We start from the raw sequence: 15895 nt of genomic DNA on the forward strand, positions 1-15895 counted from the left end.
GCAGCGGAGCGCCCCTTCCGTCGTGCTACTTCTTCAGGAACTCGAGGACGACGCGGTTCCACTCCTCGGCGTGGCTGACGTTGACGCCGTGCGGGGCGCCGGCGACGACGTACAGCTCGGAGCCGGGGATGGCGGCGTGCGTGCGCGCGCCGGAGCCCTCGAAGGGGACGGTGCCGTCGCCGTCGCCGTGGATGACGAGCGTCGGGACGGTGACCTTCGGCAGGTCCTCGCGGAAGTCGGTGCCGGCGAACGCGGCCATGCAGGCCAGCGCGGCGTGCTTGGACGACTGCTTCGCGAGCGCGAGCGCGTCCTGGCGCTGCGCCTCGGTGACCTTGAGCTCGCCGTTCACCGAGAAGAACTCGGTCGTGAACTGCTCGTAGAACGAGTCCTCGTCCTTGGTCAGGCCGGCGGTCATCTCGGCCGCGGCCGACTTCTCGAGCGGTCCGTCCGGGTTGTCGTCGGTCTTCATCAGGTACGGCGGCACGGCCGACGCGAAGACGACGCTGTGCAGGCGCTCGGTGCCGTACTTCGAGAAGTAGCGGGCGACCTCGCCGCCGCCCATCGAGAAGCCGACGAGGGTGACGTCCTGCAGGTCGAGCTCGGTGAGCAGCGTGTGCAGGTCCTCGGTGAGGGTGTCGTAGGTGTAGCCGGTGAGCGGCTTGTCGCTGCGGCCGAAGCCGCGGCGGTCGTAGGTGATGACGCGGAAGCCGGCCGCCGCGAACGCGGGGACCTGCTCGCTCCAGGACTCGCCCGACAGGGGCCAGCCGTGGATCAGGACGACGGGGCGACCCGAGCCGCCGGTGTCGTCGACGTGGAGGTCCGTGTCCTTGAAGAGGCCGTGGTGGGCGGTGATCTCTGCCATGAGTCGTGCTCCTTCCGGCGCCGCGGATCGGCGTCGATTGTCTGTTCGAAGGAGTCTGCTCACACGGATGGGGAGGACGCCCTGAGGGGAGGGGCCCTTGACAGCCCCTCCCGACGGGCCTAGGGACGGGCCTCAGCCGAGCGCGTCGACGGCGGCGAGGATCTCGTCGGTCTCGGTGCGCGTCGTGTAGTCGACGTGCACGTCGGCGAAGCGGACCACGCCGGCGGCGTCGAGCACCAGGACGGTCGGGAACGGGATCGCCGGGGTGTCGTCCGCGTTCGAGTCCTTCACCGCGAAGCCGAGGGCGGTGTGCGCCTCGATCGCCGCGTCGCTGGGCGCGGTGACGATGCCGAGCTCGGTCGCAAGTGCGTTGCCCGGGTCGGTGACGACGGTGAAGCCGAGCTCGCCGCCCAGCGCGGCCGAGGCGTCGGGCGTCTCCGGGCTCACTGCGACGAAGGCGACGCCGCGGCTCGCCAGCTCGGGGGCGAGGGTCGCGTCGTAGTGGCGCAGCGTGATGTTGCAGTACGGGCACCAGGCGCCGCGGTAGAAGACGAGGACGGCCGGGCCGTCGCCGAGGAAGGAGGCGAGCTCGACGCTCTCGCCGTCCTCGGTGCGGACGCTCGCGCCCGGCAGGCGGTCGCCCGCCGCGACGGCGCCGGCGGGGACGCCGCTCTCGACGAGGTCGGCCTGCTCGCCCGCGAAGACCGCGGCGAGCTCGTCGCCGATCGTCTCGGTGAAGCCGGTGGTGAAGTCGGCGGTCTGCGCGCCGATCGTCGCGGTGGTCTGCTCGGTGGGCATCGTCGTCTCCGTCCGGGCGGCCGGGGGTCGGACGCTCCGGCGCGATCGTAGGGGCGCGGACTCCGAGCGGACCTGGGCGACGTCACGGTTCGTCATGGAGAGTCCCGGGCACAGAGGAAGACGCCGCCCCGGATCGCGAATCGCGACCGGGACGGCGTCCGTGCTCCCACGAGAGAGCGGGGGAGGTGCTGCTGCGGACTACTGGAATCCGCCGCCGCGGTCCTCCGGGTCCTCGACGGGGTCGGAGTCGGGGGCGTCGAGCGCGTAGGTCACATGGACCGACTCGCCGACCTCCTTGGCCGAGACGGACGTGTAGACGAGGTGCGTCTCCTGGCCGTCGACGGCGGCGTAGACGTCGACCGACTTCTCGTAGCCGCCCTCGGTGCTGACACGGGTCTCGGTCTGGCCGTCGAACGGCCCGCCCTGGAAGAAGGCGAGGTAGCTCTCGCCCTCGGAGAGTTCGCGGATGTCGTTGCTCATGGGACAGGTCTACCACTCGGCGTCGGGCGTCCGCCGGGCGGCCCTCTGTTCGCGGCCCCCGCGGGGCGGCGAGAACGTAGGATGACGGGGATGACGATCGGACGCCGCCTCTTCCTCTCGGGAGCCGCCTCGGGCGCCGGTCTCCTGGCCCTCGCGGCCTGCACTCCACCGCGGCCGACCCCGACCCGCACCGTCACCGAGGCGCCGGTGCCCACGCCGAGCACCACCGCCGTGCCGACGCCGGCCGCCTTCGTCCGCTCGGACTGGGCCGCCGATCCGTACGCGCTCGGCGCCGTCTCCTACCTCGCCGTCGGGGCGACCCCCGAGCACCGGGACGACCTGGCCGAGAACGTCCTCGACCGCCTGTTCTTCGCCGGCGAGGCCACCGACTCCGACGAGCCGGGGACTCTGCAGGGCGCCTGGAACTCGGGCGTCCGCGCGGCCGGCGAGATCGCCGCGATCGCCGAGGAGGGCGAGCGCATCGCGATCATCGGCGCCGGGCTCGCGGGGGCCGTCGCCGCCCGCCGGCTCGTCGACGCCGGCTACGATGTCGCCCTGGTCGAGGCGCGGGACCGCGTCGGCGGCCGCATCGCCACGAGCACCCCCGACGGCTGGCCGATCGCGGTCGACACCGGCGCCTGGGCGCTCACGGGCGCCGGCCCGGCCCTGCGCGAGAGCGTCCTCGACGCCGGGATCACCACCTCCGTCGTCGATCTCGCCACGATCCGCTCGAGCACCGACGCCGGCGAGCAGCCGGACGTCGGGGACACCGCCGCGAACGCGCTCACCCGCGCCCTCGAGTGGGCGGCCGAGCAGCCGACCGACGTGTCGCTCGCGGACGCTCTCGCCGGCTCGGGTGCTCCCGACCCGGCGGCTGTGGAGCCCGGCAGCGGGGACGGAGACGCCGCCCGCGTCGCCGCGTTCCTCGCGGGCGGCCCCGCGCTGCGCACCGGCGCCGCGCCCGCCGAGCTCTCGGCCTGGTACGGGCTGGGCGACGCCTCGGCCGCCAGCACCGCCGAGGACGTCGCCGACGCGACCGACGAGGCGTCGGCGGTCGTCACCGACGGCCTGGCGCCCCTCGTCGAGACGCTGCTGACCGACGTCGAGGTCTCGCTCCGCGCGGCCGTCAGCGGCATCGGCTACACCGAGACCGGTGCGAGCATCCGCCTCGCGACGGGGGAGTCGTTCACCGCCGACCGCGTCCTGGTCACCGTGCCGATCGGGGTGCTGCAGAGCGAGGCGATCGCGTTCGACCCGCCGCTGCCGTTCGCGCACCGCACGGCGATCGCGTCGCTCGGCTCCGGTGTCGTCGACACGCTCTGGCTCCGCTTCGACGAGCCCTTCTGGGACACGGACGCGGCCCTGCCCGCGCGCTGGTCGCTGGTCGGCTCCGTGGCGGGCATCACCGAGTGGCTGAACCTCGAGCCGACGACCGGCGAGCCGGTGCTCGTCGGGCTGGTCGGCGCCGATCAGGCGCTGTCGCTGCAGTCGCTCAGCGACGACGAGCTGCTCGTCGTCGCGCAGGCGGCGCTCACGCCGTTCGCCGTCGCCGCCGGCTGAGCCGCTCGCGCAGCCGGGCGAGCGGGCCGCGCCACTCCGCCGCCCGCGCGGCCCCGAGCGGCCGGACGCGGCTGAGCGCGAGCAGGAAGGCGGCGATGCCCGAGATCAGGCCGAGCACGATCACGTCGTAGACGACGAACATGACCGGGCCGTCGACCTGGGCCGGATCGAGGAAGAAGTAGGGGTACCAGCCGATCAGCGCGCCGCGCACCAGCGTGATCACGCCCCAGACGATCGGGAAGCCGAGGACGGTGAGCGTCCCGCGCCAGGCGACGGGACGGCGGCCGGGGGCGAGGAGCCAGTCGAGCAGCGCGAGCGTCGGGATGACGAAGTGCAGCAGCGCGCTCGACCACGGCACGTCGACGCGGACGCCGCGGTTGTTCGCCTCCACGGCGATCAGCCCGAAGACGATCCCGGAGACGACCATGTAGGTGAGGACGAGCGCGCGCAGCGTGCTGAGCCAGCGCGGCTCGCGCTCGCGGGCGAGGGCGACGATCCCGGACAGGCCCAGGACGACGACGCCGGCCATGTTCGACTGCGTGGTGAAGTACGCGAAGAAGTTGTCGATCTGGAACAGCCGGAAGCCGAGGGTGTAGAGGAAGTCGCCGACGAGCCCGACGGCCCCCAGCCCCGCGAGCGCGAGACGGAGGATCGCGAACGCCTTCCGCACACCCGCTCCGATCCGTCGCCATGACCGGCCCGGAGGGCCGGACGTCCGGACGATTCTACGGTCGCGGCGCTCGGAGCTCCCCGGGGGCGGACGGGACGCCGGGCGCCCGCGCTCGCCGGAGCGGCCTGCGCACGGGATACCGTGCACTATGCCGTTCACGCCGAGCCACGCCGTCGTCGCTCTGGCGTTCACCAACAGCCGCATCCCCGCCGCCGCGGTCGCGATCGGCGCGATGGCTCCGGACATCGGCCTCTACCTCCCGCTGCGCTGGGCTCGCGACGCGACGCACTCGATGCCGGGGGTCGTGACGGTCGACCTCGCCGTCGGCGCCGTCGGCCTCCTGCTCTGGCTGGTGCTGCTCCAGCCCGCCTGGCGCGACCTCGCGCCGTGGATCGTGCGCGTGCGTCTCCGCCCGCCCGCCGCACCGCCGCGCTCGGCACGCGCCCGGACCGCGGCGATCGTGCTGGCGGCCGTCGGGCTCGTGATCGGCGCGGCGTCGCATGTGCTCTGGGACGCGTTCACCCACGACGGCGGCCCGTTCGTGGCGGCCCTGCCGTTCCTCCGCGACGAGTTCGGTCCGTTCCCGGGCTACAAGTGGGCGCAGTACGGGAGCGGGGTGCTCGGACTCGTCGGGCTCGGGATCGGCGCCGTCGTCTGGTACGTCGCGCGGCGCCCGCACCCCGTCGCCGACGACCACCGCGGGCCCGCCCGGGTCGCCGCGTGGACGGCCGTCCTCGCTGCGCTGGTCGTCCCGGCCGGCGTCGTGCTCGCGGGCTCCGGGCTCGACCCGCTCGAGGAGGCGTACCGCTCCTTCGTCGTCGACGCGGCGATCCTCGCCGTCGTCTGGACGACCGCCGCCGTGGTCGGGGTGGCCCTGCTCTGGCACCTCGCGCTCGGCGTCGCACCACGCCAGGGGGTGGATGCGGATCCGTCGTGAGGAGGATGCGCATCTGCATAGCCCGCCGATAGCGTCGGTGACGGCCCGTTGGGGCGGGCCGCCTTCGGGGGAAGGCACAAGGGGAAATCGAGGGCCCGCGGCGAGTCGCTGCGGGCCCTCTACCTGTCTTCGGACGCGGCCCTGGACGATCACGCCGCTTCGACGCGCCCGGCACATGCTGGTCGAGTAGTCCCGCAGGGGCGTATCGAGACCCACCGTCGTCGGAAGGGCGGGTCTGCAGACTCGACCTCTGACGCTGGTGGATCTCGATGCGCCCGCTGCGCGGGCTGCTCGATCAGCGTGGTGGCTAGCGGCGCTTGCCGCCGCCCTTGCCGGCGGGCCTCTTCGGGCGGGTGGCCGCCGCGGTGCGCGAGCCGCTGCGCGGGGCGCCCTCGCCGGCGGCGCCCTTGGGCAGGACGGAGGCGGGCGGGATGGGGCGGCGGGTGACGGGGCGCACGGGCTCGCCGCGGCGCGACTGGCCGGGGATCGGGCGCGAGCGGCGGCCGTAGATCAGCTCGGAGGAGTCGAGCAGCCACGGCACCAGCGCGACGGTGACGCCGTGCACGAGCAGCAGCTTCTGGCGGATCCGGCGCGACTTGTGGTTGTGCAGGAATCCCTCCCACCAGTGCCCGACGATGTACTGCGGCATGTAGACGGTGATGATCTCGGAGCCGTGCTCGAGGCGGTGCGCCTTGATGTACTTGATCAGCGGGTACGAGATGTCGCGGTACGGCGAGGCGATGCAGCGCAGCGGTATCTCGATGTCCATCCGGGCCCAGTCGGCCTTGAGCTGGGCGGTCTGCGCGTCGTCGATCGACGAGTGCACCGCCTCCAGCGACTCGTGCCGGGCGGCGATGGCGTAGTCGAGCGCCTTGAGGGTCGGCTTGTTCATCCGGCCGACGAGGACGACCGCGTGGTCGCCGTTGGCGCCGAAGGTCGTGGTCGGGTCGACCTCGATCTCCTTCTCGACGTCGCGGTAGTAGCGGTAGACGCCGGCCATCAGCACGCCGAGGATCGGCATCACCAGGTAGACGAGCCACGCGCCGTGGGTGAACTTCGTGATCGTGACGACGACGAGCACGGCGAAGGTGAGCGTGGCGCCGAAGAGGTTGATCGCGAGGCTGGTCTTGACGGTGCGCGAGCCCTCGCCGTTCTTGATCATCCGGATCCAGTGCTTCACCATGCCGGACTGCCCGAGGGTGAAGGAGACGAAGACGCCGATGATGTAGAGCTGCACGAGGCTCGTCAGCGACGCCTGGTAGACGAGCAGGATGATCGCCGCGACGAGCGCCAGGATGATGACGCCGTTGGAGTAGATGAGGCGGTCGCCGCGGGTGTTCAGCGACTTGGGCGCGTAGCCGTCCCGGGCGAGGACCGAGCCCAGCAGCGGGAAGCCGTTGAACGCCGTGTTGGCCGCGAGGAGCAGGACGGCGGCGGTGGCGGCCTGGATCACGAAGAAGAGGATCGTGTTGTTGCCGAAGGTGGCGGCCGCGACCTGCGCGATCACGGAGCGCTGCGGCGTCGTCGCGCAGTCGGCGAAGCCGACGAGGTGGCAGGCGTTCTCGGCGTAGTGCACGTTCGAGAGCAGGGCGAGGGCGGTGAGTCCGACGAAGAGGACGATCGCGATCGTGCCCATCGCGACGAGCGTGCGCTGCGCGTTCTTGACCTTCGGGACGCGGAAGGCGGGCACGCCGTTCGAGATCGCCTCGACGCCGGTGAGGGCGGCGCAGCCGCTCGCGAACGAGCGCAGCAGCAGGAGGACGACCGCGGCCTGGGTGAGCTGCTCGCCCTGCACGGTGAAGCCGGCCGACTCCGCCACGGGAGCGTCGCCGAACGCCGCGCGGCCGAGCCCGACGACGACCATCACGAAGACGCTCGCGACGAAGAGGTAGGTGGGGACGGCGAAGGCCTTGCTCGACTCCGAGACGCCGCGGAGGTTCACGGCGGCCAGGAGGATCACGAAGAGGATCGCGAGCTCGACCCGGAGCGGCGCGAGCGCGGGGATCGCCGAGATGATGTTGTCGACGCCGGAGGCGACCGAGACCGCGACGGTGAGCACGTAGTCGACCAGGAGGGCCGCGGCGACCGTCAGCCCGGCCGTCTCGCCGAGGTTGGTGCGGGCGACCTCGTAGTCGCCGCCGCCCGAGGGGTAGGCCTTGATCAGCTGGCGGTAGCTGAGGACGACGACGACCAGCAGCACGACGACGCAGCCGGCCACCCAGGGCGCGAAGGTGAGGAAGGAGAGCCCGCCGAGCAGCAGGATCATCAGCAGCTCCTGCGGCGCGTAGGCCACGGAGGAGAGCGGGTCGCTGGCGAAGATCGGGAGGGCGAGGCGCTTCTGCAGCAGCTGGCCCTCGAGCTTGTCGCTGGAGAGCGGTTCGCCGATGAAGAAGTGCTTCGCAGTGCGGAGCTCGTTGGCGTCGGCGTCGTCCGCACCGGCGGGGGACGCCTTCGCGCCCGAAGGGGGGCCCTCGTGTGTCACGAGCGACGACACTACTCCGAGACCGGGGGCAGTCAAGCCACCGGGACGTCGGCCGCGAGAGCGCTGAACCCGCGCTGTGACCGGGCATTTCCGCACCTGTCGGGCAAGGCCTCCACGAGAGGTCACCATCTGTGGGACAGGGGGTCAAATCACCCTCGAACTGGGGCCACTCTCGACGCTGTGAAATCACCCGAAGTCTGTTGAAGTCGAAGACAGGTCACTCCGATGGGGGGAGCCGACGGGTTCTGCCCGCCGACGCTCGGAGGGACCTGCACCGTTCCGCCGCCTCCCGGCCTCTGACCCGAGCCCCGCTGCAGCGGCGCGGGCGCTCGCTCGGAGTGCCTGCGTCGACCCGCCCGCACCACGACAGGTCGGCCGAGACGCCGACAGAATCGACGGAACCCGTGTCCACTTCCCGCACCGCCGCGCCGCCGGCCCGCTCGCGCCTCTGGCGCGCAGCCGGCCTGGCCACCGCGCTCGCCGTGACCGCCGGCATCGCCCTCGCGGGCTCCGCCCCCGCCCAGGCCGCCACCACCGGCCGCTACCTCGTGTCGGTCGACTCGAGCTCGATCTCGGAGCAGGTCGTCGCTGCGCTCGGCGTCGCCGACGACGTGCAGTTCGAGGGCGGCGTCGCGGGCTTCACCGCCGACCTGACCGACCGCCAGAAGGCCGTGCTCGAGGCCGACTCGCGCGTCCTCGGCGTCGTCTCCGCCGACCAGGTCGTCGACGGCCAGGCGCAGACCACCCCCTCGCACGTGCTCACCGCGGAGGCCGACAAGGCCCCGGTGCGCGCGGGCGACGGAGTGACGAACTACACCGGCCCGGCCGTCGCGGTCATCGACTCCGGCGTCAGCTCGCACCCCGACTACAACCTGAAGGAGCAGATCAACTGCTTCGGCTCGGGCACCGCCGCCGACGCCAACGGCCACGGCACCGGCGTCTCGGGCTACATGGCCGCGCTCGACAACGGCTCCGGCTCGGTCGGCATCGCCCCCGGCGCTCCGATCTACTCAGTCCGCGCGCTCGACGCGAACAACCGCGGCACCACCGGCACCCTGATGTGCGCCCTCGACTGGGTGTCCGCGAACGCGGCGAAGTACAACATCAAGGTCGTCAACATGTCGCTCGCCACCTACGGCACCGACGACGGCAACTGCGGCCGCTCGAACGGCGACGTGATCCACCAGGCGATCTGCGACCTCGAGGCCAAGGGCATCGTCTCCGTCGGCTCCGCGGGCAACACCTCCGAGGACCTCGCAGGCTGGATCCCGGCCGCCTACGACGAGGTGCTCGCCGTGACCAACATGGCCAACTACGACGGCAAGCCCGGCGGACTCGGCACGGCGCCCTGCGGCGTCCAGACCAAGGACGACGCGGTCTCGACCAACAGCAACTTCGCCGTCTCGGCCGCCGACCAGAAGCACACCATCGCCGCCCCCGGCATGTGCCCGTACACCACCAAGAAGGGTGGGGCGTACGCCTACATCCAGTCGGGCACCAGCATGGCGGCCGCCGGCACCAGCGGCGTCGTCCTCGACTGCATGAGCTCCGGTGGATCCTGCGCGGGCAAGAGCCCGGCCCAGGTCCGCGCCCAGGTCATCGCCCAGGCGAAGGCGGCGACCGAGCGCGGCCGCACCTTCCAGGGCGACCCGACCCGCCCCGTCGCCGGCCGCTACTTCGGCTACGCCGTGAGCACCATCCCCGTCGGCACCGTTCCGACGCCGGACCCGACGCCCACCGCCACGCCGACCGCGACGCCCACGGCCACCCCGACGGCGACGCCGACCGCGACTCCGACGGCCACGCCCACGGCGACCCCCACGTCGACTCCGAAGCCGACCGCCACGCCGACGCCCACCGCGACGCCGACCACCCCTCCGGCGGCCGACACGCAGAAGCCGACGGTGAGCATCACCTCGCCCTCGACCAACACCACGGTCGTCGGCTCGATCCGGCTCGTGGCCTCGGCCAGCGACAACGTCGGAGTGACGGCCGTCGCGTTCTACGCCGGCGGCACGAAGCTCGGCAACGGCGTGAAGCAGTCGAACGGGACGTGGACGCTGTCCGCCAACTCGACGTCCTACCCGAACGCCAGCTACCAGGTGACGGCCAAGGCCCAGGACAAGGCCGGCAACGTGACCACCAGCTCGGCGATCACGCTGCGCGTCGCGAACTGAGCTCCGCGCACTGAAGGAGGGGGTCCCGCCTGACGGCGGGGCCCCTTCGTCGTTCCCGGGGCATCCCTGCTGATCGAACGGCCCGCTGGGCGGCGCACCCCTGCTGATCGAGCAGCCCGCAGGGCGTATCGAGGTCCCGGGTCAGGGGCCGGTGGCGGCGCCGATCAGGCGGGTGAGGGCGTCGCGGACGGCGGTCAGCTCGTCGAGAGGGAGGTCGAGGCGCTCGACGATCCGCGGGGGGACCTGGAGTGCGCGCTCGCGGAGCGCGGCTCCGGACGGGGTGAGTGCGACGTCGAGGCGGCGCTCGTCCTCGGTGCTGCGGGCGCGCGTGACGCAGCCGGTCGCCTCGAGGCGCTTCACCAGGGGGCTGAGGGTGGCCGGCTCGAGGTGCAGGGCGGCGCCGAGGTCGGCGAGCGAGCGGGGGGCGCGCTCCCAGAGCGCGAGCATCACCAGGTACTGCGAATGGGTGAGCCCGAGCGGCTCGAGGACGGGGCGGTAGAGGCCGATGACGGTCCGCGCGGCCACGGCGAGCGAGAAGCAGACCTGGTTCTGCAGGGCGAGCGGATCGATGTCCTGAGGATCGCTGTCCACGGAGTCGGCCTCCCTTTTCCCTCGCGCACTGATGATTAGTACACTAAGCATATGGCGAAGCCGACCCGATCCCTCTACCAGCGCTTCAACGCGCGGCTCTTCCCCTGGCTCGGCCCGCCGCCGCTCGGGCCCTACGACCAGCCCGAGCCCGAGGCTCCCGCCGGCCGGGCCTGCCCGCTCTGCGGCCGCCTGATGTCGGAGCACGTGATCGACCGCAGCGGCCCGCGCACGCAGCTCTACTGCCCGGACGCCGTCGCCAAGGGGGACGCCGGCACCGTCGCCTGACGGCCCGATCGGCCCCTTCGGAGTCGCATGTCCCCTTTCGGGGGCCACGGGGTCGCGCCGCCGGGGGCGGATGATGAGCGCATGTCCCGTCTGCGCTCCGACTCCGCCCGTGCCGTCCAGTTCTCCCGCTTCGGCGGCGTGGACGTGCTCGAGATCGCGGACATCGCGCGACCTCAGCCCGGGCCGGGGGAGGTGCTGGTCGAGGTCCTCGCGGCCGGTGTGAACCACATGGAGGCGTTCATCCGGCAGGGGATGTTCGACTCCGACCACTCCGCCGCCTTCCCGATGCGCCAGGGCACCGACTTCTCCGGCATCGTCGTCGGCCTCGGCGAGGGTGTGCGCGACATCAAGCTGCGCACCGACGTCGTCGGGCACGCGCTGGTCGGCTCGCACGCCACGCACATCGTCGTCCCGCGCCAGAACCTCGTCGCCAAGCCCGCCTCGGTGAGCTGGGAGGTCGGGGGCGCGCTGTTCCTCGCCGGCGTCACCGCCTGGCGCGCGATCGAGGCCATGCACATCGGGCCGGACGACACCGTCGTCGTCTCGGCGGCGGCGGGCGGCGTCGGGAGCATGGAGATCCAGCTGGCGAAGCTGCGCGGCGCGACCGTGCTCGGCACCTGCGGCGAGCGCAACTTCGACTACCTCCGCCAGATCGGGGTGAAGCCGATCGTCTACGGCGACGGCATCGTCGACCGCATCCGCGCGGCCGCTCCGAACGGCGTGACCGTCTTCCTCGACAACTTCGGCGGCGACAACGCGGAGCTCGCCGCGGACCTCGGCATCGAGCCGGGCCGCTTCCACTCCAGCGACGACCGCAAGGAGATCGAGCTGCGCGCCGTGTGGCCCGACGCCGAGACCGCGCGCCGGGACACCGAGATCCTCGGCGAGCTGGTCGCGCTCGTCCGCGACCAGAAGCTGCGGGTGCTGGTCTCGGGCTTCTACCCCTACGGCTTCGTGCAGGACGCCTTCGACGACCTGGAGAAGCGGCACTCGCGCGGCAAGATCGTGCTCGGGATGAACCCGGTCGACGCGGGGCGCGTGACCAAGGCCCGCGACATCCACGAGGCCGGTGCCTAGGGTCGGCACTCGGGCCTAGGCTCGGCTCTCGGGAGGGAGCCGCGTGGAGGAACCGGTCGTCGCCATCATCTGGATCGTCTCGTTCGTGGTCGTCACCGTGCTGGTGACGGGGCTGTCGGGCAGGGCGGGCTGGTCGGCTCCCGTGGCGCTGGTCGCCGTCGGCGCGCTGGCCTCCTTCGTCCCCGGGATCCCCGAGGTCGTGGTCGAGCCGGACGTCGTCCTCTACGGCATCCTGCCGCCGCTGCTCTACGCGGCGGCGATCCGCACCTCGGTGCTGGACGTCCGCGCCCGCGGCGACAGCATCCTGCTGCTCTCGGTCGGGCTCGTGGTCTTCACGGTGCTGGTGGTCGGCGCGGTCGCCTGGGCGGTGGTGCCCGCGATCTCGATCGCCGCGGCCCTCGCCTTCGGCGCGATCGTGGCGCCGACCGACGCCGTGGCGGTGACGGCCATCGCCGGGCGGCTGCGGCTGCCGCGGCGGATGCTGACGGTGCTCGAGGGCGAGAGCCTGCTCAACGACGCGACCGCGCTGGTGGCGCTGAACGCGTCGCTGCTCGCGATCGTCAGCACGGTGACACCGGGCGGGATCGCGCTCGACTTCGTGCTGGCGGTGGTGGTCGGCGCGGGCGTCGGCCTGCTGGTGGCGTTCGTGCTGGGCGTCGTGCGCAAGCAGGTGTCCTCCTCCGTGCTCGACACGAGCCTCTCGCTGGTGACGCCGTACGTCGCGTTCATCCCGGCGCAGCTGCTGCACGGCTCGGGGGTGCTCGCGGTGGTGGTCGCGGGGCTGTTCCTCGGCTTCCGCGCGCCGGTGATCCAGTCGGCCCAGGCGCGGATCGCGGAGTCGCTGAACTGGCGCACGATCCAGTTCCTGCTCGAGAACGCGGTCTTCCTCTTCATCGGGCTCAGCCTGTCCTCGGTGGTCGCGGCGACCGCCGACTCGGACATCGGCGTCTGGCAGGGGATCGGCATCAGCGCGGCGCTGCTCGCGGCGCTGATCGTCAGCCGGGTGCTCTGGATGTGCATGACCACCGTGCTCTTCCGGCACGGTCCGCGACGGCTGCAGCAGCGCGGCTGGACCTGGCCGACGGCGCTCGGGGTGTCGTTCGCGGGGATCCGCGGGGTCGTCACGCTCGCCGCGGCGTTCCTGCTGCCGGAGGAGACGCCGCAGCGGGCGTTCCTGCAGTTCCTGGCGTTCGTGGTGGTGGCGGGGACGCTCGTCGAGGGGCTCGCGCTGCCGCGGGTGGTGCGGCTGCTCAGGCTGCCGCCGCCGAACGAGCAGCAGGAGCACGTGGAGAAGCAGATGCTGCTGGCCGAGGCGCAGACGGCCGGCCTCGCCCGGCTCGACCAGGAGCCGCAGGACGGCGTCGAGGAGCGGGTGCTCGACCGGCTGCGGCGGAACGCGGTGTTCCTCGCGGATGCGCTGGAGAATCCGCCGGCGGGGGAGGACGCGGAGCCGCTCACCCACTCCTACAACCGGCTGCGCCGCGTGATGATCGCGGCCGAGCGCGAGGCGGTGCTGAAGGCGCGCGCCGAGGGGCGCTACCAGGAGCCGGCGGTGCGCAGCGCGCTGGCGTTCCTCGACGTCGAGGAGGAGGCGCTGGCGGTGGGGCGGCAGTAGCCGCCCGCGTCGCCTGGAGGACGGGGTGGAAATCCTATAGGATCGATGGGTCCGGCCGGAGGGCCGGCGCACTCGATGATGAGGAGCCGACGAGCATGACCCGTCTCTGGAACGAACCCGCCGCTTTCGCCGACGACATGGTCGACGGCTTCGTCCGCGCCAACGGCCGCTGGGTCCGCAAGGTCGTCGGCGGCGTGTCCCGCTCGACCCGCTCCGAGGAGCCCGAGGTCGCGGTCGTCATCGGCGGCGGCTCCGGGCACTACCCCGCCTTCGCCGGACTGGTCGGCCCCGGCCTCGCCCACGGCGCCGCGATGGGCAACCTCTTCGCCTCGCCCTCGGCGCACCAGGTCGAGTCGGTGATCCGTGCGAGCGAGCAGGGCCGCGGCGTGCTGCTCAGCTACGGCAACTACGCCGGCGACGTGCTGCACTTCACCGCCGCGCAGGACGCGGTGCGGGCCGACGGCATCGACTGCCGCACCGTCACCGTGACCGACGACGTCTTCAGCGCGAAGCCCGAGGAGGCGCACAAGCGCCGCGGGATCGCGGGCGACCTCACCGTCTTCAAGGTGGCGGGAGCGGCCGCCGCCGCGGGCTACTCGATCGACGACGTGGAGCGCGTGGCCGTGCTGGGCAACGCGCGCACCCGCTCCCTCGGCGTCGCCTTCACCGGCTGCACGCTGCCCGGCGCGGAGGAGCCGCTGTTCTCGGTCCCCGAGGGCCGGATGGCGGTCGGGCTCGGCATCCACGGCGAGCCCGGGATCGACGAGGTCGAGATCCCCAGTGCCGCGGAGCTCGCCGAGCTGTTCGTCACGCACCTGCTCGCCGACGCCGAGATCCCCGAGGGCGTCGGCGTCGACGGCGCCCGCGTGGTCCCCGTGCTGAACGGCCTCGGCTCGGTGAAGAGCGAGGAGCTGTTCGTCGTCTTCAGCACGATCGCGGACCTGCTCGAGGCGCGCGGGATCACCCTCGTCGACCCGCAGGTGGGCGAGTTCTGCACCAGCTTCGACATGGCCGGCGTCTCGCTGACGCTGTTCTGGGTCGACGAGGAGCTCGAGACGCTCTGGTCGGCGCCGAGCGACACCCCGGCCTTCCGCACCGGCGCGGTCGACGGCGGCGCACTGGTGACCGTGACCGCGACGCAGGCCGAGGAGGTCGCGGAGGAGATCGGCGAGTCCTCCGAGGAGTCGCGTGCCGCCGCCGTGCGGGTGTCCGACGCGCTGGGCGCGATCCGCGACGTGATCGACGCGAACGCCGACGAGCTCGGCCGCCTCGACGCGATCGCGGGCGACGGCGACCACGGCATCGGCATGCAGCGCGGGGCGCGGGCCGCCGCGCAGGAGGCGGCCGGCGTGCTCGAGCGCGGAGCGGGGGCGCAGACGCTGCTCACCCGGGCCGGCGACGCCTGGTCGGACCGGGCGGGCGGGACCTCCGGAGCGCTCTGGGGCGTCATCCTCCGCAGCGTCGGCGGGGCGCTCGGCGACGACCGCGCCGTGAGCGCGCGCGAGGTGAGCGCGGGAGTGACCGCCGCCTCCGACGCCGTCCGCGGCTACGGGAAGGCGAGCGTCGGCGACAAGACGATGGTCGACGCGCTGGTGCCGTTCGCCGAGACGCTCGCGGAGCGGGCCGGCGCGGGCGACGCGCTGGCGGACGCCTGGGGCGCCGCGGCCATCGCCGCGCGCTCGGCCGCCGACGCCACCTCGGACCTGATGCCCGGCCTCGGCCGCGCGCGCTCGCACGGCGAGAAGTCGCTCGGCACGCCCGACCCCGGTGCGGTCTCGTTCGCGCTGATCGTCGAGGCGATCGCACCGCAGCTCGGTGCCGCATCCGGCACCGCATCGTCCACGACCGCACCGTCCAGCAACGAAGGAGAGACAGCATGAGCACCACCTGGAGGATCGTCGTCGGATCGGACGACGCCGGCTACGACTACAAGGAGATCCTGAAGCGCGACCTCGAGGCCGACGACCGGGTGGTCTCGGTCGTCGACGTCGGCGTGGACGCGGAGTCGCACACGCCGTACCCGAGCGTCGCGATCGCGGCGGCCGAGCTGGTCGCCCGCGGCGAGGCCGACCGGGCGCTGCTGATCTGCGGCACCGGCCTGGGCGTCGCGATCGCGGCGAACAAGGTCGAGGGGATCCGCGCCGTGACGGCGCACGACTCCTTCTCGGTGGAGCGCGGCGTGCTCTCGAACGACGCGCAGGTGCTCTGCATGGGGCAGCGCGTCGTCGGCATCGAGGTCGCCCGGCGGAACGTGCGCGAGTGGCTCGGCTACGTCTTCGACGAGTCGAGCGCCTCGGCAGCGAAGGTGGAGGAGATCGTCGCGTACGAGCGCTCGGGAGCGACTGCGTAAGCTGAGCCGAC

Annotated in this window: 14 protein-coding genes; 8 read left to right on the top strand and 6 right to left on the bottom strand. The window is 72.8% G+C overall.

Translation table 11 applies throughout. The features are described 5' to 3' along the window. Positions 1-25: 25 nt before the first annotated feature. The 3 genes from HRK28_RS08385 to HRK28_RS08395 form a co-directional block, all read right to left on the bottom strand. On the bottom strand, positions 26-862 hold the full coding sequence (locus HRK28_RS08385) for an alpha/beta fold hydrolase (RefSeq protein ID WP_173251087.1): 837 nt from the start codon (positions 860-862) through the stop codon (positions 26-28). A gap of 132 nt (positions 863-994) precedes the next feature. After that, positions 995-1660 carry a peroxiredoxin-like family protein gene (locus HRK28_RS08390; protein ID WP_173251088.1) on the bottom strand — a complete coding sequence of 222 codons (666 nt, stop codon included), beginning with the start codon at positions 1658-1660 and terminating at the stop codon, positions 995-997. 198 nt (positions 1661-1858) lie between these two features. Next, positions 1859-2140, bottom strand: a complete 282-nt coding sequence (locus HRK28_RS08395; protein ID WP_123448078.1) for an oligoribonuclease — start codon at positions 2138-2140, stop codon at positions 1859-1861. 90 nt (positions 2141-2230) lie between these two features. Here HRK28_RS08395 and HRK28_RS08400 point away from each other — a divergent pair, with 90 nt between their 5' ends. After that, positions 2231-3700 carry an NAD(P)/FAD-dependent oxidoreductase gene (locus HRK28_RS08400; protein WP_173251089.1) on the top strand — a complete coding sequence of 490 codons (1470 nt, stop codon included), beginning with the start codon at positions 2231-2233 and terminating at the stop codon, positions 3698-3700. Here the strand turns inward: HRK28_RS08400 and HRK28_RS20500 are convergent. Next, positions 3672-4370: a Pr6Pr family membrane protein gene (locus HRK28_RS20500; protein WP_160091099.1), complete on the bottom strand. Its 699-nt coding sequence runs from the start codon at positions 4368-4370 to the stop codon at positions 3672-3674. The two genes, HRK28_RS08400 and HRK28_RS20500, sit on opposite strands and share 29 nt — an antisense overlap. A gap of 148 nt (positions 4371-4518) precedes the next feature. Here HRK28_RS20500 and HRK28_RS08410 point away from each other — a divergent pair, with 148 nt between their 5' ends. Further along, positions 4519-5307, top strand: a complete 789-nt coding sequence (locus HRK28_RS08410) for a DUF4184 family protein (protein WP_160091098.1) — start codon at positions 4519-4521, stop codon at positions 5305-5307. A gap of 307 nt (positions 5308-5614) precedes the next feature. On the opposite strand, the gene HRK28_RS08415 is transcribed toward HRK28_RS08410, so the two are convergent. Then, positions 5615-7693, bottom strand: a complete 2079-nt coding sequence (locus tag HRK28_RS08415; RefSeq protein WP_244231879.1) for an APC family permease — start codon at positions 7691-7693, stop codon at positions 5615-5617. A gap of 500 nt (positions 7694-8193) precedes the next feature. Here HRK28_RS08415 and HRK28_RS20765 point away from each other — a divergent pair, with 500 nt between their 5' ends. Next, positions 8194-9966, top strand: coding sequence for an Ig-like domain-containing protein (locus HRK28_RS20765; RefSeq protein ID WP_160091096.1), 1773 nt, complete (start codon positions 8194-8196; stop codon positions 9964-9966). 141 nt (positions 9967-10107) lie between these two features. Here HRK28_RS20765 and HRK28_RS08425 read toward each other — a convergent pair whose 3' ends face one another. Further along, positions 10108-10557 carry a MarR family winged helix-turn-helix transcriptional regulator gene (locus tag HRK28_RS08425; RefSeq protein ID WP_367948375.1) on the bottom strand — a complete coding sequence of 150 codons (450 nt, stop codon included), beginning with the start codon at positions 10555-10557 and terminating at the stop codon, positions 10108-10110. A 51-nt stretch (positions 10558-10608) separates the two neighbouring features. Between HRK28_RS08425 and HRK28_RS08430 the strand changes: the two genes are divergently transcribed. From HRK28_RS08430 to HRK28_RS08450, 5 genes are all read left to right on the top strand, one after another. Next, a complete protein-coding gene (locus HRK28_RS08430; RefSeq protein ID WP_173251091.1) occupies positions 10609-10842 on the top strand; it encodes a hypothetical protein in 234 nt (77 codons plus the stop codon). Between the two features lie 81 nt (positions 10843-10923). Further along, complete coding sequence (locus HRK28_RS08435) at positions 10924-11919, top strand: NADP-dependent oxidoreductase (protein WP_160091093.1); 996 nt, start codon at positions 10924-10926, stop codon at positions 11917-11919. Positions 11920-11962: 43 nt separating this feature from the next. Next, the gene (locus HRK28_RS08440) at positions 11963-13534 is read left to right on the top strand and encodes a sodium:proton antiporter (protein WP_160091092.1); all 1572 of its coding nucleotides are present in this window, start codon (positions 11963-11965) and stop codon (positions 13532-13534) included. A gap of 95 nt (positions 13535-13629) precedes the next feature. After that, positions 13630-15414 (top strand): dihydroxyacetone kinase family protein, encoded by a 1785-nt coding sequence (locus HRK28_RS08445; RefSeq protein WP_173251092.1) that lies wholly within the window; start codon positions 13630-13632, stop codon positions 15412-15414. Beyond that, the gene (locus tag HRK28_RS08450; RefSeq protein WP_123741040.1) at positions 15411-15884 is read left to right on the top strand and encodes a ribose-5-phosphate isomerase; all 474 of its coding nucleotides are present in this window, start codon (positions 15411-15413) and stop codon (positions 15882-15884) included. Before HRK28_RS08445 ends, HRK28_RS08450 begins: the two co-directional genes overlap by 4 nt. Positions 15885-15895 lie beyond the last annotated feature (11 nt).

The organism is Rathayibacter sp. VKM Ac-2835, assembly GCF_013266705.1.
Lineage (GTDB): Bacteria > Actinomycetota > Actinomycetes > Actinomycetales > Microbacteriaceae > Rathayibacter.